Here is a 23,747-nt window from a genome sequence, read left to right as displayed (position 1 = left end):
ACAGGCATAAAAAAAGCTGCTCCCGACGGAGCAGCTTTTTTTATGCAGATAAGTCTTTTATGCAACGGATTCCTCATAAGCACTTACGGGTTCGCAGGTGCAGATCAGGTTTCTGTCGCCGTGAGTATTATTCACACGGCTTACGGAAGGCCAGAATTTGTTGGCTTTCACGTATTCCAGCGGGTAAGCTGCCTGTTGACGGCCGTAAGGACGGTTCCATTCATCAGCAGTGATCACGAACTGGGTATGCGGTGCATTTTTGAGTACGTTGTTTTGTTTGTCTGCGCTACCATTTTCTACTGCGCGGATTTCTTCACGGATAGCCAGCAGGGCATCGCAGAAGCGATCCAGTTCACCTTTGTCTTCACTTTCGGTAGGCTCAATCATGATGGTGCCCGGTACCGGGAAGCTCATGGTAGGAGCGTGGAAGCCGTAGTCCATCAGGCGTTTGGCCACATCTTCGGCTTCAATACCGGCAGTTGCTTTAAACGGACGGAGGTCTACGATGAATTCGTGCGCGCAGGTGCCGTTAACACCGGTGTAGAGGATATCGTATGCTTTTTCCAGTCTTGCCTTCATATAGTTGGCATTCAGGATAGCGTATTCCGAAGCATTTTTCAGACCTGCGTTACCCAGCATGCGGATATAAGCATAGGAGATGAGCAGGATGCTGGCAGAACCGAATGGTGCTGCAGATACGGCATGAGATACTTTACCGTTGTTGGTTTCCACATGACCTGGCAGGAAAGGCGCCAGGTGCTTGGCTACACAGATCGGGCCCATACCGGGACCGCCGCCACCGTGAGGGATAGCGAAGGTTTTGTGCAGGTTCAGGTGGCATACGTCTGCCCCGATGAGACCGGGAGCCGTTAAACCTACCTGGGCGTTCATATTCGCGCCGTCCATATATACCTGACCACCATGTTCGTGGATAGTAGCACAGATATCTTTTACTGATTCTTCATATACACCGTAGGTAGACGGGTAAGTGATCATGATACCGGCGAGGTCTTTCGCATGTAATTCAGCTTTGGCTTTCAGGTCGTTTACGTCGATATAACCGTTTTCCAGCGCTTTTACGACTACTACCTTGAAGCCAGCCATTACTGCGGAAGCAGGGTTGGTACCGTGCGCACTGATAGGGATCAGCATGATGTTACGGTGTCCTTCGCCTCTGCTTTCGTGGAACTGACGGATCACCAGCAGACCAGCATATTCGCCCTGGGCGCCGCTGTTAGGTTGCAGGCTGCAGGCGTCGAAACCGGTGATCTGGCTGAGGTATTCGCCCAGCTCGGAAGTCATCTGCAGATAACCACCTGCCTGCTCTTTGGGAGCAAATGGGTGCATCTTACTCCAGTGAGCCCAGCTCAGCGGAATCATTTCGGAAGCTGCATTCAGTTTCATGGTGCAGGAACCGAGAGAGATCATAGAGGTGTTGAGAGAAAGATCTTTGTTCTCCAGCATTTTCAGGTAACGCATCATCAGCGATTCACTGTGATGGCTATTGAACACCGGATGCTCCAGGTAAGCGGAAGTACGTTCCAGCGAAGCAGGAACAGCTGCTTTACCGTTGGAAACACTGGCTGCATCAATGCTGCCGGCGCCAAATACTGCCAGCAGATCGTTTACGTCACCAATAGTGGCGGTTTCATCGAGAGAGATGCCTACCTGGCCATTGGCGAAATAACGCAGGTTGATGCCCGCTGCTTCAGCAGCCGCTTTCACATGGGCGGCGCCTTCTACTACGATGGTATCGAAGAAAGAAGTAGCAGCCAGTTTCAAACCTTTAGCCTGTAATTTTTCTGCCAGCGCAGCGGTGAGCAGGGCTACACGGGTAGCGATGTTCTTCAGTCCCGCAGGGCCATGGTACACAGCGTACATGGCAGCCATATTGGCCAGCAGGGCCTGAGCTGTACAGATATTGGAAGTTGCTTTTTCACGTTTGATGTGCTGTTCACGGGTTTGCAGCGCCATGCGCAGGGCACGCTGGCCTTGTGCGTCGATGCTCACACCAATGATACGGCCGGGAATAGAACGTTTGAAGTCGTCTTTCACAGAGAAGAATGCGGCGTGAGGGCCACCAAAGCCCAGGGGAACGCCGAAACGCTGTGCAGAACCGAAAGCAGCGTCAGCACCCAGCTCACCCGGAGAGGTCAGCAGGGTCAGTGCCAGCAGATCAGTGGCTACGCCTACGAACGCATCTGCAGCATGTACACGCTGGATAAACTCCTGGTAGTCTTCAACGGCACCCACATTGTTGGGGTACTGAATCAGGGCGCCAAAGTAAGAAGCGTCGAGTTGGGCGGTTTTATAGTCGCCGGTTACTACTTCGATGTGCAGGGGAGTGGCACGGGTCTGGATAACATCCAGTGTCTGGGGATAAACGTTGACGTCTACAAAAAACTTAGGCCTGGTTACGTGGTCGTGGTCTTTGTTGAGGGCGTTAAAGAACATGGTCATCGCTTCCGCGGCAGCCGTGGCTTCATCCAGCAGCGACGCGTTGGCAATCGGTAAACCTGTCAGGTCGCTTACCATCGTCTGGTAGTTCAACAGGCTTTCCAGTCTTCCCTGTGAAATTTCTGCCTGATACGGCGTGTACTGGGTGTACCATCCCGGGTTCTCGAATACATTGCGCAGGATCACACTCGGGGTGATCGTGTCAAAGTAACCCTGACCAATGTAATTACGCATTACCTTGTTCTTCAGGGAAATGTCTTTCAGATGGCGTAGGTAGTCGCTTTCGCTCATCGCTGCCGGAACGGCCAGAGGGTGCTGCATGCGGATGGCGCCGGGAACAGTTTTGTTAATCAGCTCATCCAGGTTGGCGGTACCAATTGTCTCCAGCATCTGGTTCTTCTCAGCTTCATTCGGACCAATGTGACGGTGCACGAATTCAATTTGTTGAATATCAAAAAGATTCATGATGTAAGCAGGTAGTTTGTAATAGAATGCGCAAAGCTATGCAGATTTTAAGCAACCGCCAAACAACGGGCCGGGGAGAGGGAAAACAGTGATAAATGAAGCGATTGTTTCCACTGCTTCTGTCATGACTTTGTCCACCGGGTATTTACTTATCTTTGCGGCAATGAACAAGATTTTAGAAGACTGGGAACAGAAGGCCAAAGACAAACAAAAGGCCAATAAACAATTTCTGCAGAAATTGCAGACCCGCCGTGGTAAAGGGGTGGAGAAACTGCTGCCGGACCTCCACGACGAAGCATTCAGCCATATCGACTGCATGGACTGCGCCCGCTGCTGCAAATCTATCAGCCCCCGCTTCAAAGCCCCGGATATTAAAAGGATCTCCAAATACCTGGGCATGAAAGAAGGCGCTTTCATTGACACCTACCTGCGAATAGATAAAGATGAGGATTATGTGGTGAAGTCAAGCCCATGCCCCTTCCTGGGCGAAGACAACGGCTGCAGTATCTATGATGTGCGCCCCGGCGACTGCGCCAACTACCCCTATACGGATAGCTACGACTTCTTCAAACGCCCGAACATCACCTACGAAAACAGCACCGTTTGTCCTGCTGTATTTTACGTACTGGAAAAGTTGAAGGATAAACTGAAGATTTAGAGATTTCTGGATTTACGGATTTACGGATTTCGGGGATGATGAACCCGAAGACCATGTTGAATATTTACGGTTTTTGAGATTTACGGTTTTTGAGATTTACGGATTTACGATCTTCGGGTTTATCATCCCCGAAATCCCGAAATCCCAAAATCCCAAAATCCGTAAATATCTACGGTTTCAGGTCCAGCTTACGCATCGCCGGACTGATTATGTAAGTGGTTACCACGACGCCCAGTGTCACACAACCGCCAAATACCACGGAGGTGACAAGGCCCAGTTTGCGCGCCATAAAACCGCTTTCAAAGGCGCCCAGCTCATTGGATGAACCTACAAACATAGAACTCACGGAAGCCACACGCCCCCGCATTTCGTCGGGTGTTTTTAGCTGGAGGATGGTTTGACGGATAATAACGCTGATGCCATCCAGTGCCCCACTCAATAACAACGCCGCCATAGAGAGATAAAAACTGGTAGACAGACCGAAGACAATGATACACAGCCCAAAGCCGAATACTGCTGCCAGTAGTTTGATACCCGGTTTATTAACCAGTGGGCGGTGTGCAATGATGAACATGGTAATCAACGCTCCTACGGCCGGCGCAGAACGTAACAGCCCATAACCTAAAGAGCCTGCATGCAGCACATCGGTGGCAAAAGCCGGTAACATCGCTACTGCGCCCCCAAATAATACGGCAAACATATCAAGTGCCATCGCACCTAATACCACCTTGGTGTTCCATACAAAACGCATCCCGCTGGTAAGCCCCTGGAAGAAAGACTCCCCTTTTTCTTTGTAGTAGATAGGCTTGGGTTTGATATTGATCAGGCTGTACAACGGCGCCAGGAAAACGCCTACTACCAGCAACATCGACCAATGTACACCGAACCAGTAGATACATAGGCCGCCCAATGCAGGTCCCAGTACGCCGCCAATCTGCCAGGCAGAACTACTCCAGGTGGAGGCGTTGGCATATAAGGCGCGGGGTACCAGCAACGCCATCAGGGAAAAATTCGAGGGACTGACAAAAGAACGTACCACACCGCCGATAAATACCAGGATATAAATCGATATCAACACCCATTGTGTGGAAAAACCAGCTACGGCTTGGTCCCAGGTCAATAGAAAAAGACCGGTGCTGATAAAAATATAGGCGATCACACATTTGAGCAACATGCCCCGTTTTTCCCGCTTATCCACCAGATGCCCTGCAAAAGGGGCCAGGGTTACCGCAGGGATCACTTCCGATAAACCAATCACTCCCAGAGAAAAGGGATCGTGAGACAAGGCATATACTTTCCATTCGATGATGGCAAACTGCATGGCCAGCGCAAATACCAATGCAAAGCGGATGACCAGGTAATAGTTAAACTCCTTGTAGCGTAGCGAAGCGTATGGGTCGTTTCTGGGTGTAGAGGCCGTTGTGTCCAATCGGGTGTAATTTGATGCTAAGGTAAAAAGCAGGAGGGAAAAAGCAAAAAGTCATCAGTACAGCCCGGAGAATCTGTTATTTTTAGTCCGCAAAATTCTGTACGATATGAAAAAACAAGGGTTGTTATGTGGAATGCTTCTCCCACTCTTATTTACCCAGGCTGTCCTGGCTGGCGAACCGGATAAACCAGCGCCTCCTGCCAGAAAAGCCAGACTGCAACTGGTAACAGACAAATTTATTTCCCCTGTGAACATGGCTGTGCCGCACGATGGCACCGGCCGGTTATTTTTCTGTCAGAAAGAAGGAAAAGTATGGATTGTGGATAAGAAGGGAAATCAACTGTCCCAACCTTTTCTGGATGTAAGCGCCGACATGGTGAAGGTAAACCCGGCCTATGATGAAAGAGGGCTGCTGGGTATGGCTTTCCACCCGGATTTCAAAAAGAACCGCAAGTTCTACGTGTATTACAGTTCACCGGTACCGAACCCTGTAAAACGGGTACTGGACCATAAAAGCAGGTTGGTGGAATTTACCGCCTCTGCTACAGACCCCAATGTTGCCGACCCTGCTTCCAAAAGAATACTCATGGAAATAGACCAGCCGGAATCCAATCATAACGGCGGCCAGCTGGTTTTTGGCCGCGATGGTTACCTGTACGTCGGTTTGGGCGATGGCGGCGGCGGTGGCGACAAACACGGCACTATCGGCAATGCTCAGGACCTGGGCACTGTGCTGGGGAAAATACTTCGTATAGACGTGAATGGTACACCGTATAAAGTACCGGCCGACAACCCGTTTGTGAAAACAGCCGGCGCCAAACCGGAAATATGGGCTTATGGCCTGCGTAATCCCTGGCGTTTTTCTTTTGATAAAGCTACCGGTAAACTGTTTGCCGGTGATGTAGGGCAGGCTAAATACGAGGAAGTGGACATCATCACCAGGGGCGGCAACTACGGCTGGCGCATCATGGAAGGATACCACGAATTTAATGTGCCTGCCGGGGCCGACCGCAACAAACTGACCCCGCCGATACACGAATACGACCACGATCTGGGCATTAGCATCACCGGCGGTTATGTTTACCGGGGCAGCGCCATCCCTTCGCTGAAAGGTGCGTATGTTTTCGGAGACTATAACGGTAAAGCCTTTGTACTGATACCCAACGGCAGTAAATGGGAACGGGCCGACCTGGAGCTGTCCAACCGTCCGGCCGATAACCCGTTCATTCTCAGCTGGGGAGAAGATGAACAAGGTGAAATTTATATGTTGACCAGTATGTCCACCAAAGATGGCTTCAAAGGAGCGGTATACAAGCTGGTGAAGAACTAGAAAGTTTCCCGTAGTAAACAAAATCTTATCATGTGATCTTCGCTCCTTTGCGTTCTTACATTTCCTTAAAAAAAAGCCAAAAAAGGTAGCGCCTTTGCGGGAAATCCTTCCGCTTGACCGTTTGGCCCAATTTTTTGTTAAAAGGAAATAATTTCCCGTAGCAACGGGCGATTTTATTTTATATTTGATCAGACAACGTTTACGTTAATAGAGATACATATGAGACTGAAAGTGATTATCCCGGTTGTGCTGCTCAGCATATCCGCTGGAGTGTTGGCTTTTAACAAGCTCGGCCATACAGACGATCCCCCGGGCCGTTATGAAGTCATCATGAACCTGGTGGGCCAGATGCTGAAGGAAGGACACTACCAACCCAAACCCATAGACGACGCCTTCTCCAAAGAAGTTTTCAATAAATATGTGCGTAGCCTGGATGTGGAAAAGAAATTTTTCCTCAAATCCGATATTAACCGTCTGGAACCCCTGGCCACCCATATCGATGATGAACTGAAAGGCGCACCGGTAGAATGTTTCCGTAATGTCAATACCCTTATCAAACAAAGGGTGGCGGAAGCGGCCAACATCTATCCCGAACTCCTCTCCAAACCGTTCGACTTTACCGTGGACGAAAAAGTGACGATCGACCCCGAGAAGCTGGATTTTCCCGCTGACGAAGCCGCCCGTAAGGAAGCCTGGCGCAAAGTGCTGAAATATCGCACCCTCGAAAAACTGACCGATCTCCAGGAGCTGAGAGACAAGGCCAAAGCCACCGACAGCATTAAATCCAAAACTGACGCCCAGCTGGAGAGCGACGCCCGTTTGAAGGTAAAACAGCTGTACGACCGCTATTTCGACCGCCTGAAAACCAGACAAAACGATAACGACCGTTTCAACTTATATGTAAACGCCATCACCACCACGATGGACCCGCATACCGACTACTTCCCGCCGGATGAAAAACGCGCCTTCGAAGAACAGATGGCCGGTAAATTCTTCGGTATCGGCGCCCAGCTGAAGGAAGAAGGCGACCGTATCAAAGTTATCAGCATCGTAACCGGTAGCCCCAGCTGGAAACAAGGCCAGCTGAAAGTTAATGATGTAATCCAGAAAGTAGCACAGGGCAACACTGAACCGGTAGACATCACCGGTTACCCGGTAGAAGACGCGGTGAAACTGATCCGTGGTAAAAAAGGTACCCCGGTGAAACTGACGGTGAAAAGTGTAGATGGTACTACCAAAGATGTCACTATCGTCCGCGACGAAATCGTAACGGAAGAAACGTTTGCTAAATCTGCTATCATCAACGGCCAGCATAAAATCGGCTATATCTACCTGCCGGAATTCTATGCCGACTTCAACGACCGCAACGGCGCCCGCAGCGCTGAAGATGTGGCTAAAGAAGTCGCTAAACTGAAAGCGGAAAAAGTAGAAGGTATTATCCTCGACCTCCGCTTTAATGGCGGCGGTTCCTTGCAGGACGTAGTACAGATGGCCGGCCTGTTCATTCCGGAAGGCCCTGTAGTACAGGTTCGCTCCAGAGGCGGTGATGCAGTGGTACTCCGCGACCGCGACAAAAATGTGCAATACGACGGCCCGCTGGCTATTATGGTCAATGAATACAGTGCTTCCGCATCTGAAATCATGGCCGCTGCCATGCAGGACTATAAACGCGCCGTAATCATCGGTAGTGGCCAGACCTTCGGGAAAGGTACCGTACAACGCCTCTTCAACCTGGATGAGTTCTATCCGGTGAAAGATGGTAGCAGCCTCGGCGCCCTGAAACTGACCCAACAGAAATTCTATCGCGCTAACGGCGGCTCTACCCAGCTGAAAGGCGTAGCCTCCGATGTGGTACTGCCAGATCCTTATTATGATGTGGCCGAACGTAAAGACAGCGATGCACTCGCCTGGGACGAAATCCCCCGCGCTGCCTTTACTCCCTGGGTCAACCCGGTACCTACCGAAGCGCTGAAAAGAAACAGTGAGAAAAGAATGGCCGGCAGCCCTGCTTTCAAACTGCTCACCGAAAATCTGAACACCTTGAAGAAACTCGAAAAACAGGAAAGTTATTCACTGAACCTGCAAACCTACAAGGCTGAACAGAAAACCAATACCGCCGCACTGAAAAAATATGATGCCGTAAACGATAAAGTGAAAGAACTGAGTATCGTTAACATCAAATCAGATATGGAAAAACTCGGTAACGACTCATCCAAAATCGCGCGTAATAAAGACTGGATCAAGGTAAGAACCAAAGATATCTACCTCGACGAAGCCGTGAACGTGATGAATGATCTGATTGTAATGTCACTACCGAAGATGGAACGCAAACCGAACCGATAACTGTGATGTACATGATGAATGCTGATTTCGCTGATTAGCGAAGATTGGTAGGTAGCTAAAAGCAGATCATAAAAAGCATAAAAAGAGAAAACATAAAAGAGCATCGCCCATTGATATCATATCAATGGGCGATGCTCTTTTTATTATATTGATGATATGTAATAAATCATTCTTAATTCACAGTATCCATCATAGAATGGCAATTGAATAACATCTTAGCCCAGGGCTTCATGGATACCAACGTTATTTCTCAGTACCAAGCTGCTCCAGCGCTTTCTTCATTACCGGATCTGTGGTATTAATCGTTTCATAGAACCCTTCTGTGCGATACAGCTGGCGGGCCAGCATCGCTTTCAGCCGGGTTTTGATTTCGAGATCGTCGCGGCTGGTCAGGTGTTGCAAGCCAGGGATGCTGTCTTTCTGCGCATATGTTTTGAATTCTTCAAACAGGGCAGGACTGGTTTGGAAGGTTTTGGTGAAATTTTCTGCGTCTTTATATTGTTTAAAGGCTTCCTTATTGCTGGTGTAATACTGGTAAGCGAAATTGCTGAGTGTATTACGTGTATAGATGGCCGTTAGAGTCGGAGAGTAGCGGGAGGTATCAAACGGCACGAAGATATCGGGCGTGATACCGCCGCCACCGTATACGCGGCGTCCGGAGGCTGTTTTATAAGGAACGGTATCGGTGATTTTAATACTGTCTTTATTAACCAGTTCACCGTGGTGATAACGTTCGAGGATATCATCATCATAGGAAGTGCCATCGCCGTAAGGCTTCTGGATACTTCTGCCGGAAGGGATGTAGTAGCGGGCTACAGTCAGGCGGAGGGCGCCGCCATTGTCCAGGTCATATTGTTCCTGTACCAGGCCTTTGCCGAAGGTACGGCGGCCGATAATGGTACCACGGTCCCAGTCCTGGATAGCGCCGGCCAGTATTTCGCTGGCGGAAGCGGAGCCTTCGTCGGTGAGAACGGCCAGGGCGCCTCTTTCAAACATACCCGGACGTTTGGTTTTATAGTCGGTACGGGGATAGTCTTTCCCTTTGGTATATACGATCAGTTTATCGTCGCCCAGCAGTTCATCCGCAATGCGAACAGCGGCGTCCATAAATCCGCCGGGGTTCTGGCGTACATCGATGATCAGTTTTTTCATGCCTTGCTGGTCCAGCTTACGCATGGCTTTCATGAACTCGTCGAAGGTAGTGGCAGAGAACTTGTTGATCTTGATATAACCTACTCCGGGTGCGGCCATATAGCTGGCATCTATACTGTAGATGGGAATGACGCCTCTTTTAATAGGTACCTGGATTTGTTTCTGCTGACGTAACAAAACCGTGTTGACAAGAGAACCGGCAGGGCCGCGCAGCAGTTTACGGATTTTATCAGGAGTGATGCCATTACCGGCAACCAGGCTGTCATTGACCTTGAGGATTTTATCACCGGTTTGTACGCCGGCTGATTCAGACGGGCCGCCGCTGAGGACGGAGATCACGTTCACCGTATCCGCGGTAATATTAAACTCCACCCCTATTCCCTGAAAATTACCTTCCAGGTCTTCATTTACCTGTTGCAGCTGGGATGGGGGGATATAAATAGAGTGAGGGTCGAGGTGGCTCAGTAAACCATCGATGGCTTCCTGTTGTACTTTATCGGCATCCAGTGTATCTACATATTTTGTTCTGATGAGATCCATCACTTCCTGTAATGGTCCCCGGGAGGGTTTGGTGAAAAAGACTGTGGTTCCGCCGGTGTTGGATCCCGGCATTTTGTGGCCGAGGAACATTCCGATGGCCAGTACTACCGCGAATAGAAGAGGTAAAAAAACATTCAGCTTCCTGTTTGACATAATTTGATGATTATCCCGCTAATTTATGACCAATCTAACCATGTAATATAAGCCGCAGGTGGATAGAAATCTGCTGCGCGCATGCATTATCATAGCTTAAACTCAGGGGTGGCATTTGTTTTTATGAAACCCTTTTGTTTAAATTGTGACAAAAATAGCATAAATCAGGAGCAAACGCTTATGATTCTTTAATTTCATAAATTACAGGATGGCTGCAAGAACAAAGCTGATCGCTGACAGCGGATCTACAAAGACGGAGTGGGCCTTGTTGGGAGACCACGAGCCGGGGATTTACAATACCCAGGGCGTAAGCCCCTATTTTCAAACGGCAGAAGATGTCCGCCGGATCCTGGAAGTGGAGCTGATCCCACAGATGCCGGCAGGTACGGTGATTGATGAGATATATTTTTATGGCACCGGTCTTTCCCAGCAAAAGAACATCCAACTGGTAACAAACTGCCTCCGGGCGGTATGGCCGGCTGCCGCTGTAGATGTGAATCACGACCTGATGGGAGCCGCCCGTGCCCTGTGCGGCCGTACACCTGGTATCGCCAGTATCCTGGGCACCGGTTCCAACTCCTGCTATTTCGATGGCGAAAACATCATCAAAAATAACCCCGGCCTGGGGTATATCCTGGGCGATGAAGGCAGTGGCGCTTATCTGGGCAGAAAAGTGCTGCAGTACTATCTGTACAACTCCTTCGATGAGGAGCTGATGATGCGCTTCGACATGAAATACAATACCAATAAGGACGAAATCCTCGAAAACGTATACCGTAAACCACTGGCCAATCGTTATCTATCCACGTTTTCCACGTTCCTGTCTGAAAACAGGGGGCACTTCCTGGTGGAAAATATCCTGGAAGACGGCCTGAATGATTTTTTCTTCAACCATCTCTATAAGTACCGGGAGAGCTGGACAACCGCACTGCACTTCACCGGAGGTATCGCCTGGCATTTTCAGGACATCCTGAAAGAACTGTGTGAACTCTATGAACTGCCTATCGGCAAAATCCTGCGCACTCCTATGGAAGGACTTATTGACTATCACCATCGTTAATCAATTCTACAACAGCACATATATGGCATTTGAAAAAGTAACTGAACAGACTTCAAATTATCGTCACCTCGAAAAGATGAGCCTGACGGAGTTATTGACCAACATCAATAAGGAAGACAGGTCAGTTCCCGTGGCCGTGGAAAAATCCATCCCACAGATTGAAAAACTCGTGGCAGCAATAGCAGACAAAATGCTGGCAGGTGGACGTTTGTTTTATATCGGCGCCGGTACCAGCGGCCGCCTGGGTATCGTAGACGCTTCAGAATGCCCGCCTACTTTTGGCGTACCACAGGGGCTGGTGATTGGTCTCATTGCCGGTGGCGACGCTGCTATCCGTAAAGCCGTTGAGTTCGCCGAAGATGATCGTGAACAAGGCTGGAAAGATTTACAGGAATTCAATATCACCGATAAAGACGTAGTGGTAGGTATCGCTGCCAGCGGCACCACTCCCTATGTGATCGGCGCCCTCGATAAATGCCGCGCCAACGGTATCATTACCGGTAGCATCAGCTGTAACCCGGAATCGCCGGTATCCGCCTCCGCCGACTTTCCCGTGGAAGTAGTGGTTGGCCCTGAGTTCGTGACCGGCAGCACCCGCATGAAAAGCGGTACCGCACAGAAACTGGTGCTGAATATGGTGTCCACTGCCGTGATGATACAGCTGGGCAGGGTAGAAGATAACAAAATGGTAAACATGCAGCTGAGCAATGAAAAGCTGGTGGACAGAGGTGTGAAAATGCTGATGGAGAAGCTGTCTATTACCGATTATGAACAGGCCCAGCAACTGCTGCTGAAAGCAGGCAGCGTGAAAAAGGCGGTGGACGATTTTGCCAAAGCCTGATTAAATCTGACATTTGTAGCCGGAAACTACGCATGCATACTATTGAACCATATTATAACTGGAGACATCTGTACGCCGCCGAAGAAGACGAGCTGTCGCCTTTCTATGGAAGGGAATACAGCGAGTTTGAATTCTCCAATACGGTTTACAACTATTATGTTCATCCGCAATGGGACGACTTTGGGTCCCGCAACCTGTACCTGAAAATCCTCTTCGCCGATTACCAGTACAATTTCGCTATCATCGAACTGCTGGGAGAATGGAACGATGCCATCGATAACGATATCATGACCCTCAAACGGGAAATCATCGATGTGCTCATTGCAGAAGGGATCTACAAGTTTATCCTGATCGCTGAAAATGTGATGAACTTCCACTCTTCCGATGATTGTTATTATGAAGAATGGTGGGACGATATCAAAGATGAAGGCGGATGGATCGTAGCCCTCAATATGCCTGAGCAAACCAGGCAGGAGTTCGAAAGAGCACGCCTGCATCATTACATTCACCTGCTGGAAGATGATAAATGGCGAACATATCAACCATTGCATTTGTATAATATGATAGACAATATCATGCTAAAACGATTGGAATAATTTGTATTATATTTTCAGTATGAAATGAAAGATAATATACAAAAATCTGTTGATTTTCATTTGAATTATATATAATATATTCTGATTATGCATTTCAAAACCTGATAAATATCATTTGGTTTTTATTTTTCCTGCGCTAAATTTGCCCGACATTTCAATCAACTTTTATACAAAGGAAGCTTAGAATTTTACTTATGAAGTGGTCACAGTTTTTTAATACATCTATCGGTAAGAAGTTATTGGTAGGTGCTACCGGCTTGTTTCTTTGCAGTTTTGTTATTGTGCACCTGGCAGGGAACTTCCAGCTGTTGTATAACGACGAAGGCAAGGCCTTTAACGCGTATGCCCAGTTCATGGGGCACAACAGCCTGATTCAGTTTATCGCCTGGGGGTTAAAAGTGGTGATCCTCATCCACGCCATCATTGCGCTCAAACTCACCTTCTCCAACAGAGCTGCCCGTCCGGTGAAATATGCCGTGAACCCGGGTAACCAAACATCTTCCTGGTTCAGCCGCCAGATGGCGATCATGGGAAGCATCCTCTTTATCTTCATTGTGATCCACCTGGCCAATTTCTGGGGTAAATTTCACTATGCTGAAATGCCTACCCACACTTATGCCGGTATGGAAGAACCACTGAAAGATCTCTATGCCCTGAGCTACGAAACTTTCCAGAACCTGTGGCTGGTAATCCTCTATGTGATCGGTATGATAGGCCTGTCCTTCCACCTGATCCACGGCTTCAAAAGCGCTTTCCAGACTTTCGGCCTGAACCACAAAAAATACAACGGTTTGATCAACTTCGTGGGCGTATGGATCTTCGGTATCCTTATCCCAATTGGCTTTGCCCTGATCCCGATTGTTATCTATTTAAAAAAATAATTCTGTAAAGTAAGGATATATGTTGAACGCAAAAATTCCAGCCGGCCCGTTAAACAACAAATGGGAAGACTATAAAGGACATTGTAAACTGGTGAACCCTGCCAATAAGCGCAGCCTCGAAGTGATCGTGATTGGTACTGGTTTGGCCGGCGCTTCAGCAGCGGCTTCATTAGGTGAGTTGGGGTATAAGGTTAAAGCATTCTGCTTTCAGGATAGCCCGCGCCGTGCGCACAGTATTGCTGCCCAGGGTGGTATCAATGCGGCTAAAAACTACCAGAACGATGGTGACTCTGTTTTCCGTCTGTTTTATGATACAGTAAAAGGTGGCGACTACCGCGCCCGCGAAGCCAATGTGCATCGCCTGGCGGAGGTGAGTGGCAATATTATAGATCAATGCGTGGCGCAGGGTGTTCCCTTTGCCCGTGAATACGGTGGACTGCTCAGCAACCGCTCTTTCGGTGGTACGCAGGTACAACGTACTTTCTATGCGGCTGGTCAAACCGGCCAACAGCTGCTGCTCGGCGCTTATTCCGCACTGGAACGCCAGGTAGCCCTGGGTAACGTGAAAATGTATTCCCGCCACGAAATGCTCGATATCGTTAAGATAGACGGCAAAGCACGCGGTATCATTGCCCGTGACCTCGTTACCGGTGAACTGGAACGCCATTTCGGCCATGCCGTACTGATCTGCAGCGGCGGCTATGGTAACGTTTTCTACCTGTCTACCAACGCGATGGGTTCTAACGTAACGGCAGCCTGGAAAGCTACCCAAAACGGTGCTTACTTCGCTAACCCCTGCTTTACACAGATCCACCCTACCTGTATCCCCGTATCCGGCGATCACCAGTCCAAACTGACTCTCATGTCAGAATCACTGCGTAACGATGGCCGTATCTGGGTACCTAAAAAACAAAACGATACCCGCAAAGCCAGCGATATTCCGGAAGATGAAAGAGACTACTACCTGGAAAGAAGATACCCTGCCTTCGGTAACCTCGTTCCCCGCGACGTGGCCTCCCGCGCTGCCAAGGAAAGATGCGATGCCGGCTATGGCGTTGGTACTTCCAAACAAGCGGTATACCTCGACTTCGCCGCAGCGATCGAACGTTATGGTAACATTGAAGCCGGTAAACGCCAGCTCTCCAATCTTTCCAAAGCTGAAATCATTAAACTGGGTAAAGAAGTAGTAGCGGAGAAATACGGTAACCTGTTCGATATGTACGCTAAAATCACCGGCGAAAACCCATACGAACAACCCATGCGTATCTATCCTGCGGTACACTATACCATGGGCGGCCTGTGGGTAGACTACGAACTGAAAACAACCGTAGACGGCCTGTACTCCCTCGGTGAAGCCAACTTCTCTGACCACGGAGCTAACCGCCTCGGCGCTTCCGCGCTGATGCAAGGCCTGGCTGATGGTTACTTCGTCATCCCTTACACACTCGGTAACTACCTGGCTGACGAAATCCGCACCAAACCCATCCCAACAGACCATCCGGCCTTCGTGGAAGCCGAAAATAAAGTAAAGAGCACCCTCTCCAAACTGATGTCTATCAAAGGCACCAAGTCTGTAGACCACTTCCATAAAAAACTCGGTAAGATCATGTGGGATAAGTGCGGTATGGCACGTAACGAACAAGGTCTGAAAGAAGCCATCGAAGAAATCAAAGCGCTGCGCGCTGAGTTCTGGAAAGATGTGCGTATCCCGGGCAGTGAAAATGAATTTAACCCCGAACTGGAAAAAGCCGGCCGCGTTGCCGACTTCCTGGAACTGGGTGAACTGATGTGTATCGACGCACTGCACCGCCGCGAATCCTGCGGTGGCCACTTCCGCGAAGAGTCCCAGACTCCGGACGGTGAAGCACAACGCGACGACGCTAACTTCAGTTACGTAGCTGCATGGGAATACAAAGGCGACGGCCAGTACGAACTCCACAAAGAACCGCTGGAATTCGTAGAATGTAAACCAACTCAACGTAGCTACAAATAAGGATTACCGGCCAGACTGCCTAACGGTTGACCGGAATTATAAAATAAAATAATTGTCCAGCGAATATGGAACATTATAACATGAACCTCACCTTAAAGGTGTGGAAACAAAAAAATACCAATGCTCAGGGTGGATTTGAAACATATTCCGTAAAAAACATTTCTTCTGAAATGTCTTTCCTGGAAATGTTTGACGTGCTGAACGAGCAACTGATCAACGAAGGAAAAGAACCTGTTGCATTTGACCACGACTGCCGCGAAGGTATCTGCGGTATGTGCTCTATGCATATCAACGGCCGCGCACACGGTCCATGGGCTGGTACTACTACCTGCCAGCTGCATATGCGCGCTTTCAAAGACGGTGATACCATCACGGTAGAACCTTGGAGATCCGGCGCTTTCCCTGTACTGAAAGACCTGACGGTTGACAGAACTGCTTTTGACCGTATCATCGAAGCAGGTGGTTATATTTCTGTAAACACGGGTAACGCACAGGATGCGAATTGCCTCCCGGTAGATAAACACAGCGCCGACCTGGCTTTTGCTGCAGCGGCTTGTATCGGTTGCGGCGCCTGCGTAGCGGCTTGTAAGAACTCTTCTGCTATGCTGTTCGTATCTGCGAAAGTATCCCAGCTGGCACTGCTGCCACAGGGCGATCCGGAACGCAAAACCCGCGCCCTCAACATGGTGGCGCAAATGGATAAGGAAGGTTTTGGTAGCTGTACCAACACCGGCGCCTGCGAAGCAGAATGCCCGAAAGAAATCTCCCTCACCAATATCGCCCGCCTCAACCGGGAATTCATTGGTGCCGGCTTTACTTCTGAGAAATAGTCTTGACCATATAATGCAATAAAAAACGGCGCAGGTATTTTACCTGCGCCGTTTTTGTATGATAGTAGTGCACTATTTTATCCTCGCGGCAATATCCCGCCAGTCATAGTAATGAAAGGTTTTGTCGGTGCTCATCACTACAAAAATACCCTGCGGATATTTCGCCCCCAGATTCACATTCACTACGTCAGAACCATCGCTGTTGATAGCAGACACCGGTACTTTGGCCAGTAATACCGGCTTCGCATCTTCTCTGCGATATACGTTGAATGCATTGGCATCCTGGTCAGATACCAGGATATAACCGGTGCTGTCGCTTGTTTTGTAAATGCTGATCCCTTCGTTGTCGGCCTTGAACTCCCCGCTGCCAAAGAGCGCCAGCTCCTGGTCGCCCTGCGCCGGATCTGCATGATAACGGCGAACGCCGGTCTGCTCATCGGAATAATATACATAACCCAGCTCATTGTCCACCGCTACACTCTCTATTTCCTTTTTACCGCTGTAAGCGCCAAACTTACGTACTACCGTTCCCGTTACCTGCCCTTTGCCGTCGTCAGTCAATTGGTATTGCCACAGGTAACCCTGCGCAGGACCGGATTTGCGGCTCACGATAGCGAAAATGGCTTTGTCAGCCGGACGGGTATACAAACTGATACCCATCGGACCACGTTCTTTTTCGCCGGCAAATACTTCCAGTCCGCCGTTGTCAACAGGCTCCATATCAGGCAAGCGGTAAATACGCAGTTTATTGGTTTCCCGTTCAGTCGTAACAGCGATATCCACCGGTTGATTATTCAGTAATAAACCATAGGCGATGTCCACGTTGTTAGGCCGTTTCAGGCCTTCTATCTTTTTTACGATCTGGCCATCCAGGTTGTATACATACAAAGCGCCATGGGTGTTTTTATCGGTGCCAATGATCAGGCTTTTGCTACTGTCTGTTTTGTTGATCCAGATAGCCGGATCATCGCTGTCGTACTGCGTGGCAGCGGTTACGGCTACGGGTTTAACGGCATCTGCAGCCGGCGCCGGTATCGTTTTTTTATGTTTGCAGGCAGCCAAACCAACAATAATACCGGCTACTGCCATTATTCCGTATTTCATATATCCCAAAATCAAAAAATTCCAAAATCAAAAAATCCGTAAATATTAATGCTGGTTGCCGGTGCCATCCAGCTGGTAAGCACCCAAATCCTTCCCGGGACGGGTTACTTCGGCAGCGGCGCCTTCATTTTTCATGCTTGTGATGTTCATCGGTGCAAACTGGGTGTTACCTTTTCCAATAGCGGGAGAACCTTGCCTGATACGGAAGTTGGAAGTTCCCTGGCGCAGCAATGGTAATGCCTGTTGTTTCCAGCTAACAGCAGGCGCTTTGTTGGTGCCACCCAGGGTGGCGTAGTCAAACTGATCTACATCATAGGCATAGAAAACAGGGCTGTTCTGTTTGATATCGCCGTGAATATCGGTGGCGCCGAAGGTAGAAACACCATCGGTAGCATTGAACTGTGTTACCAGCGTAGGGGCGTTGCCGTAATAGAGGTTATTGCCATAGCTGAGGTTGGCCAGGTCTGCACCGGTACCGGCGCCACCTACTACGCGCATGCTTACACGACAATTGATAAAGAGGTTATTGAATGCCTTGCCTTTGGCGAATGCTTCGTAGTTGATACCGCCACCGCGACCTTCTTTGGTCTGACGGAAACCGCAATTGATCATGGTATTGTTATAGATATTCACATTGGCCTGTATGGTTTTATCGCCGGAGTTGGAGACCTTGAAAGCGTTGGTAGCAGTGCCGATAGCTACATTATAGGCCACGTCGCCGATAGTGCCGGATTTCATGTTCAGCGCCTCGCCGCCTTTCTCACCGCACATTTCAAAGGTATTGCGCATGATACTGATACGGCCGCCATCTGTACGGATGGCATCGTCCTTGCTGCCGGTGATCCAGCTGTCTTCCAGGATGAAGTTCTTGTCTACATTGGCGAAGTAAATCATATAGCGGGGATCACCTGCTTTGTATACGTCGTTGCCAATGGCTACAGGACCACCGGCATATTCCAGGTGTGTCCATTTCAGGATCAGGTCACCACCCTGTTTGTCTTTGGCTGGTGTACACTGAATACCGCCCCAGATGCCTTTGAAGGCGTTTTCAGGCGTACGCAGCGCTTCTGATACGGTGATATAGTTAGGCGCTTCTTTGGTACCAAGACTGATCAAACTACCGTTCACCGTGATCTGCGGACTTTTCAGCTGACTGCTGCCATCGCCGAGGGCAATCAGTTTTACACCACTTTGCAGGAACAGGGTATCACCGTCGTTGATAGTGATATCGGTAGCGAAATAGTAGGTTTTACCGGCTAACAAAGTACCCTGGATGGCGCCGGACAACGTATCGGAAGTAATAGGTTTGCTGGGCGTGATCACTGGTTTGGATACTTCTACTACAGCTTCCTTATGACAGGCTGTAAGTACGGAACTGGTAGCAATGGCGGCAAGTATATAGGTATGTAATTTCATGATGTTAGTGGTTTAGAGTTTGAAACGCAGGCCCAGCAGGTAAGTCTGACCGTAAGTGTTTTTGCGTACGGAAGCGTTTTTACCAACGGTTTGTTGTGGTACGCCGGCAGCAGATTTTTCCGTGTTGGGGCTTTTAATGAAAAGCTCGTACGGCGTGTTCAACAGGTTACCCACTTTGGCATAGGCATACAGTTTTTTCCAGATTCTTTTTTCAGTAGAGAAATCCAGTTGTACAAATCCTTTCTGCCAGATATCGTTGTTGAGGAACTGGGACACGATGTCGATACGTTCGCCGGTATATACCATGGCCAGTTGTGCATCGAAACCGGAGTGAGCGTCCTTGTACAGCAGCGACAGGTTACCGATATGCTTGGATTGCCCTTGCAACGGACGTTCCTGGCTAACGGTTTTCTGGGTGATGTTACCGTTGTCTTCGCGGTACCACAGCATTTTATTGCTGGTGATGGAAGAGTTGGTGAATGTGTAGTTCAGGCGGATACCAAATTTGCGGATATACTTGGTGGCTTCCAGTTCAAAACCATAGTTGGTAGCGGTACCGAAGTTGCCGCTCATCAGGTTGATACTGCGGCCGTTCTGTACCAGAGCCGATTCGATCGGGTCTTTGATGCGTTTGTAGAATACGCCTGCCAGCAGCTGGTCCAGCGCTTTAGGGAAATATTCGTAACGCAGATCGAAGTTATCGGAGGTGGCTCTTTTCAGGTAAGGATTGCCCACTTCAGGATAGTCCTGGTCCGGATCACCACCACGGTGAGGAATGGTTTCATAGAAACCGGGCCGGCTGATAGCGGAGTAGTAGGAGAGGCGTACGTTCTGTTTGTTATCCGGCATGTATTTGAAGTGGATGCCGGGCAGTACGTCTACATATTTAACACTGCCGGTTTTACCTTCCACGTTGGCCGGTACGGCAGATGCCCAGGTGGCTTTGGTATGCTCTATTCTCACACCGGCAAGGGTTTGCAGGCGGCCGATCTGGAATTTTACCTGACCGTAATAAGCGCCTACGTTTTCGGTGAAATCGTAGTTCAATGCATTATCAGGTGCACCTACTCTGTTAAACAGGGTAAGCTGGTGGTCATCGATATTGCCGAAGAAAGGCTGTGTGGTAGAGTCAGGGCGCAGCGTGTATTCGTCATAGTAGCTATGGCGTTGTTTGTTGCGGTACATACCACCTACGGAAATTTCCGGCTGTATGTTACCGATTTTGGGAGAATAGGTGAAATTGAGGTAACCGCTTTTATCTTCATCAGAGTTACGGGACCATTCGTGGGTAACGCCTTCCAGTGCATCCAGTAATACCGGCTGTTGTTTCAGGGAGCCGTCCTTCTGCGGGGTAACGCCGGTGTTTACATTGAGTTCAGTGCGGTTAGGTACGTTGGCGGTAGCTTTGGAGTACACGGCAGACCAGTTCATATACAGCTGGTCAGCCACTTTATGGTTACCCTGTAAGGTGAAATTGCTGATCTGTTGTACGCTGCGTTCGCTGCGGTAGTTGTTGCTCACCCTGCCGGAACCCGGTACGGTGCGGCCCAGCTCCAGGCTGGTGTCGGAACTGAAGCGGAAGAGGTTTTGCCCCAGGCTCATATAGGCAGCATACAGGGAGATGTGTTGGTCGTCATTGAACCGGTAATCCACTTTAGCGTGCATGCCTGCCCGTTGTTGCTGGATAGAATATTCTCTGTTTTTGGCGGCAGTAAAAGCAGGTTCGTTGTTGCTTTTATCTACTTCTGTTTGCAGGTATAATGATTGATTGGAACGATAGGTATTCTGATAGCTGATGCCTGCGATAGCACCCAGTTTACCGTTTTTGCTGCGGCCGCCGGCGCTGATGCCAAACACACTGGCTACAGGTGCTTTACCGGTATTCAGGTGCAGCGGGTTATTGGTAAACTCGCTGATGTTGGCTTCGTAGTTGTTGCCCATGCGAATACGGGGGGAGGTTTTGGCGGAACCGCTTCTGCTGAAACGGGTAAAGTCGTTATCAAACAGCGTTTGTGCGTAACCGATAGCGGCGTTGCCATTCAGCATAAAATGTTTGGGCGCATCTTTCATGACCATGTTGGTAGCGCCGCCGATGGCGTCGCCTTCCATGCTGGGGGTAATAGATTTGTATACTTCGAGGCGGTCTACCAGGTCGGCCGGGAAGATATCCAGCGGGACATACCTGTTTTTGTTATCCGGGCTGGGGATTTTAATACCGTTGATCAGGGTATACTGGTATCTTTTATCCATACCACGGATGATGGCGTACTGACCATCGCCGTTGTTGCTGCGTTCCAGCGATACGCCGGATACACGCTGCATCACGTTGGCGATGGTGATATCCGGGGATACCTGTATCGCGGCGGCAGATACGGCGTTGAGTACCATGTCTGCTTTCTGAACGGTTTTCAGGGCACTTTTTTCGCTGCCTTTGTCACCTTTGCCGATAACGGTGAGAGTGTTCAGCGCCACGTCTTTAGGTTCCATCGCAACATTCACCGTGTGTACTGTTCCTTCACAACGGATTTTCTGTTCCACTTCATGATGGCCGAGGTCTTTCACTTTGATCTCATACGCTCCTGCAGGTACGTTGCGAAATACGAAACTACCATCCAGACCGGTGGTGCCGGAGGCGGTATAGTGTTCGTTTTTCAGTTTTACCGCTGCACCTGTCAGCGGCTGCCCTGTTTGTTTGTCGGTTACATTGCCCTTCACGGAAGTGGTTGTCTGTGCCATAGCACCAAATCCCCACAACATGAAAAGAAGTAGTGGTAAAAATAATCTCATACAGAAAAGGTTTTATCCGGGGGCGAAATAACCGTTCTTCCAGCACTATAGCACTATAGAGGCCGTTAAGTGTTTATGAAGGAATTGTGAAGTTTGTATTAAGTTTCCGCAAACACGCTGAAGCGTTTTAGCAGGCCATCAAAATGACGTATTGACCGCTCATAATTCGGATGATACATTGCTGATTTTTTTTATTATCATGGTGTTCCTTTTAAAAACTTATTATTATGTCAGATGAATCCCGCAGGAAGTTTATCAAACATATAGGCAGCACAGCGGCGCTGCTGGGCATTGGCCATCTGGCCGCCCTGGGTCAGGAAAATGAACCGGTAACGATATTGCAACCGGAAAACAATTTCTCCGCTAACGACAAAATCCGTGTTGCCTGTGTAGGTATGGGCATCATGGGCTTTGGGGATGTGGATACGGCTATTAAAGTACCAGGCGTGGAGTTCGTGGCCGCGGCGGATTTGTATACCGGCCACCTCGACCGGGTAAAAGAAGTATACGGTTCCCAGGTATTCACCACCCGCGACTACCGCGAGCTGCTGCATCGGAAAGATATCGATGCCATTATCGTGGCTACGCCCGACCACTGGCATGATACTATCTCTATTGCGGCCATGGAAGCAGGTAAAGCTGTTTACTGCGAAAAACCCATGGTACAACAGATTGAAGAAGGACATAAAGTAATCGCCACCCAGCAACGCACTAAAGCGGTGTTCCAGGTGGGTAGCCAGCGTGTGAGCAGCATCGCCATGGCGGAGGCGCGTAAACGTTACCAGGCTGGTGAAATTGGCCGGTTAAACGTAGTCGAAGCCCGTATGGACCGCCACAGTGCCCTGGGTGCCTGGCAGTACTCCATCCCTACGGATGCTTCGCCGGCAACTGTGGACTTCGACGCTTTCCTCAAAGACACGGCGAAAATACCTTTCGACGCCAAACGTTTCTTCCGCTGGCGTAACTATCAGGCATACGGCACCGGTATACCCGGCGACCTGTTTGTACACCTGATTTCCGGTCTGCACTTCATCACCGGCTCACTTGGCCCCACCAGCATCTATGCCAGCGGTAACCTGGTACAGTGGAAAGATGGCCGCGATGTACCGGACGTAGTAGTCGCCATCTTCGACTACCCTGAAACCAAAGAACACCCGGCCTTCCAGATGACGCTCCGCGTTAACTTCGCTGACGGCAGCGGTGGCGGTGATTATACGCGCCTGATCGGTACCGACGGGGTACTGGAATTCGGATGGAACGACTTCAAAATAAAAAAACATAAACTGCCTGAAGCGCCCGGCTACGGCGGATGGGATACCTTCCGTACCTTCTCCGGAAAACAACAGGCCGAATACGTAAAAGCATACAATGCCCGCTACGGTACCAACGATGGCAAGCCCATTGAAACCACCAGCAGCTACGCGGCGCCAGCCGGTTACGACGACCGCCTGGACCACTTCAAAAACTTCTTTGAATCTATGCGTACAGGCAAGGCCGTAGTGGAAGATGCTACTTTCGGTCTCCGTGCTGCCGGACCAGCCCTGGTAACGAATCAGAGCTACTTCAGCAAAAAGCAGTTGCGCTGGGACCCGGTGAAAATGAAGGTAGTAGGTTAAGCACAATCATATCAAACATTATGGGCGTCATGGTATTCTTTCCATGGCGCTTTTTTATGCGGAAAATATCGCCCGCAATTGCTTAAATTGAGTAAA

At 49.5% G+C, this 23,747-nt stretch carries 16 protein-coding genes; 10 read left to right on the top strand and 6 right to left on the bottom strand.

The features are described 5' to 3' along the window. Positions 1-57: 57 nt before the first annotated feature. On the bottom strand, positions 58-2,922 hold the full coding sequence (gcvP, locus tag ICL07_RS18960; protein ID WP_188089590.1) for an aminomethyl-transferring glycine dehydrogenase: 2,865 nt from the start codon (positions 2,920-2,922) through the stop codon (positions 58-60). A gap of 163 nt (positions 2,923-3,085) precedes the next feature. Between gcvP and ICL07_RS18955 the strand changes: the two genes are divergently transcribed. Beyond that, positions 3,086-3,580 (top strand): YkgJ family cysteine cluster protein, encoded by a 495-nt coding sequence (locus tag ICL07_RS18955; protein ID WP_188089589.1) that lies wholly within the window; start codon positions 3,086-3,088, stop codon positions 3,578-3,580. A gap of 169 nt (positions 3,581-3,749) precedes the next feature. On the opposite strand, the gene ICL07_RS18950 is transcribed toward ICL07_RS18955, so the two are convergent. Beyond that, a complete protein-coding gene (locus ICL07_RS18950) occupies positions 3,750-5,009 on the bottom strand; it encodes an MFS transporter (protein ID WP_188089588.1) in 1,260 nt (419 codons plus the stop codon). 106 nt (positions 5,010-5,115) lie between these two features. On the opposite strand from ICL07_RS18950, the gene ICL07_RS18945 reads away from it, so the two are divergent. Next, positions 5,116-6,339, top strand: a complete 1,224-nt coding sequence (locus tag ICL07_RS18945; RefSeq protein WP_188089587.1) for a PQQ-dependent sugar dehydrogenase — start codon at positions 5,116-5,118, stop codon at positions 6,337-6,339. 219 nt (positions 6,340-6,558) lie between these two features. After that, positions 6,559-8,682 (top strand): carboxy terminal-processing peptidase, encoded by a 2,124-nt coding sequence (locus ICL07_RS18940; protein ID WP_188089586.1) that lies wholly within the window; start codon positions 6,559-6,561, stop codon positions 8,680-8,682. 243 nt (positions 8,683-8,925) lie between these two features. On the opposite strand, the gene ICL07_RS18935 is transcribed toward ICL07_RS18940, so the two are convergent. Continuing rightward, a complete protein-coding gene (locus tag ICL07_RS18935; RefSeq protein WP_188089585.1) occupies positions 8,926-10,527 on the bottom strand; it encodes a S41 family peptidase in 1,602 nt (533 codons plus the stop codon). Positions 10,528-10,735: 208 nt separating this feature from the next. Between ICL07_RS18935 and ICL07_RS18930 the strand changes: the two genes are divergently transcribed. The 6 genes from ICL07_RS18930 to ICL07_RS18905 all read left to right on the top strand — a co-directional run bounded on the left by ICL07_RS18930 (position 10,736) and on the right by ICL07_RS18905 (position 16,728). Further along, the gene (locus ICL07_RS18930; protein WP_188089584.1) at positions 10,736-11,587 is read left to right on the top strand and encodes an N-acetylglucosamine kinase; all 852 of its coding nucleotides are present in this window, start codon (positions 10,736-10,738) and stop codon (positions 11,585-11,587) included. Between the two features lie 22 nt (positions 11,588-11,609). Further along, the gene (gene murQ, locus ICL07_RS18925) at positions 11,610-12,428 is read left to right on the top strand and encodes an N-acetylmuramic acid 6-phosphate etherase (RefSeq protein ID WP_188089583.1); all 819 of its coding nucleotides are present in this window, start codon (positions 11,610-11,612) and stop codon (positions 12,426-12,428) included. Between the two features lie 32 nt (positions 12,429-12,460). Next, entirely contained in the window at positions 12,461-13,024 is a 564-nt protein-coding gene (locus tag ICL07_RS18920; protein WP_188089582.1) for a hypothetical protein, read from the top strand. Between the two features lie 194 nt (positions 13,025-13,218). Next, positions 13,219-13,905, top strand: coding sequence for a succinate dehydrogenase cytochrome b subunit (locus tag ICL07_RS18915; protein WP_188089581.1), 687 nt, complete (start codon positions 13,219-13,221; stop codon positions 13,903-13,905). Positions 13,906-13,924: 19 nt separating this feature from the next. Beyond that, entirely contained in the window at positions 13,925-15,898 is a 1,974-nt protein-coding gene (locus tag ICL07_RS18910; protein ID WP_188089580.1) for a fumarate reductase/succinate dehydrogenase flavoprotein subunit, read from the top strand. A 65-nt stretch (positions 15,899-15,963) separates the two neighbouring features. After that, entirely contained in the window at positions 15,964-16,728 is a 765-nt protein-coding gene (locus tag ICL07_RS18905; RefSeq protein WP_188089579.1) for a succinate dehydrogenase/fumarate reductase iron-sulfur subunit, read from the top strand. 72 nt (positions 16,729-16,800) lie between these two features. Here ICL07_RS18905 and ICL07_RS18900 read toward each other — a convergent pair whose 3' ends face one another. Genes ICL07_RS18900 through ICL07_RS18890 form a run of 3 tightly spaced genes read right to left on the bottom strand, consistent with a single transcriptional unit; the run spans position 16,801 to position 22,035 of the window. After that, positions 16,801-17,832, bottom strand: coding sequence for a phytase (locus tag ICL07_RS18900; RefSeq protein WP_188089578.1), 1,032 nt, complete (start codon positions 17,830-17,832; stop codon positions 16,801-16,803). Positions 17,833-17,877: 45 nt separating this feature from the next. Next, entirely contained in the window at positions 17,878-19,248 is a 1,371-nt protein-coding gene (locus tag ICL07_RS18895; RefSeq protein ID WP_188089577.1) for a hypothetical protein, read from the bottom strand. A 12-nt stretch (positions 19,249-19,260) separates the two neighbouring features. Continuing rightward, positions 19,261-22,035 carry a TonB-dependent receptor gene (locus ICL07_RS18890; RefSeq protein ID WP_188089576.1) on the bottom strand — a complete coding sequence of 925 codons (2,775 nt, stop codon included), beginning with the start codon at positions 22,033-22,035 and terminating at the stop codon, positions 19,261-19,263. Between the two features lie 227 nt (positions 22,036-22,262). On the opposite strand from ICL07_RS18890, the gene ICL07_RS18885 reads away from it, so the two are divergent. After that, complete coding sequence (locus ICL07_RS18885; protein WP_188089575.1) at positions 22,263-23,651, top strand: Gfo/Idh/MocA family protein; 1,389 nt, start codon at positions 22,263-22,265, stop codon at positions 23,649-23,651. Positions 23,652-23,747: the final 96 nt, after the last annotated feature.

Source organism: Chitinophaga qingshengii (genome assembly GCF_014529935.1).
GTDB classification, from domain to species: domain Bacteria; phylum Bacteroidota; class Bacteroidia; order Chitinophagales; family Chitinophagaceae; genus Chitinophaga; species Chitinophaga qingshengii.
Note: the sequence above shows the minus strand (reverse complement) of the source record. Positions and strands in the feature narration are given on the sequence as shown.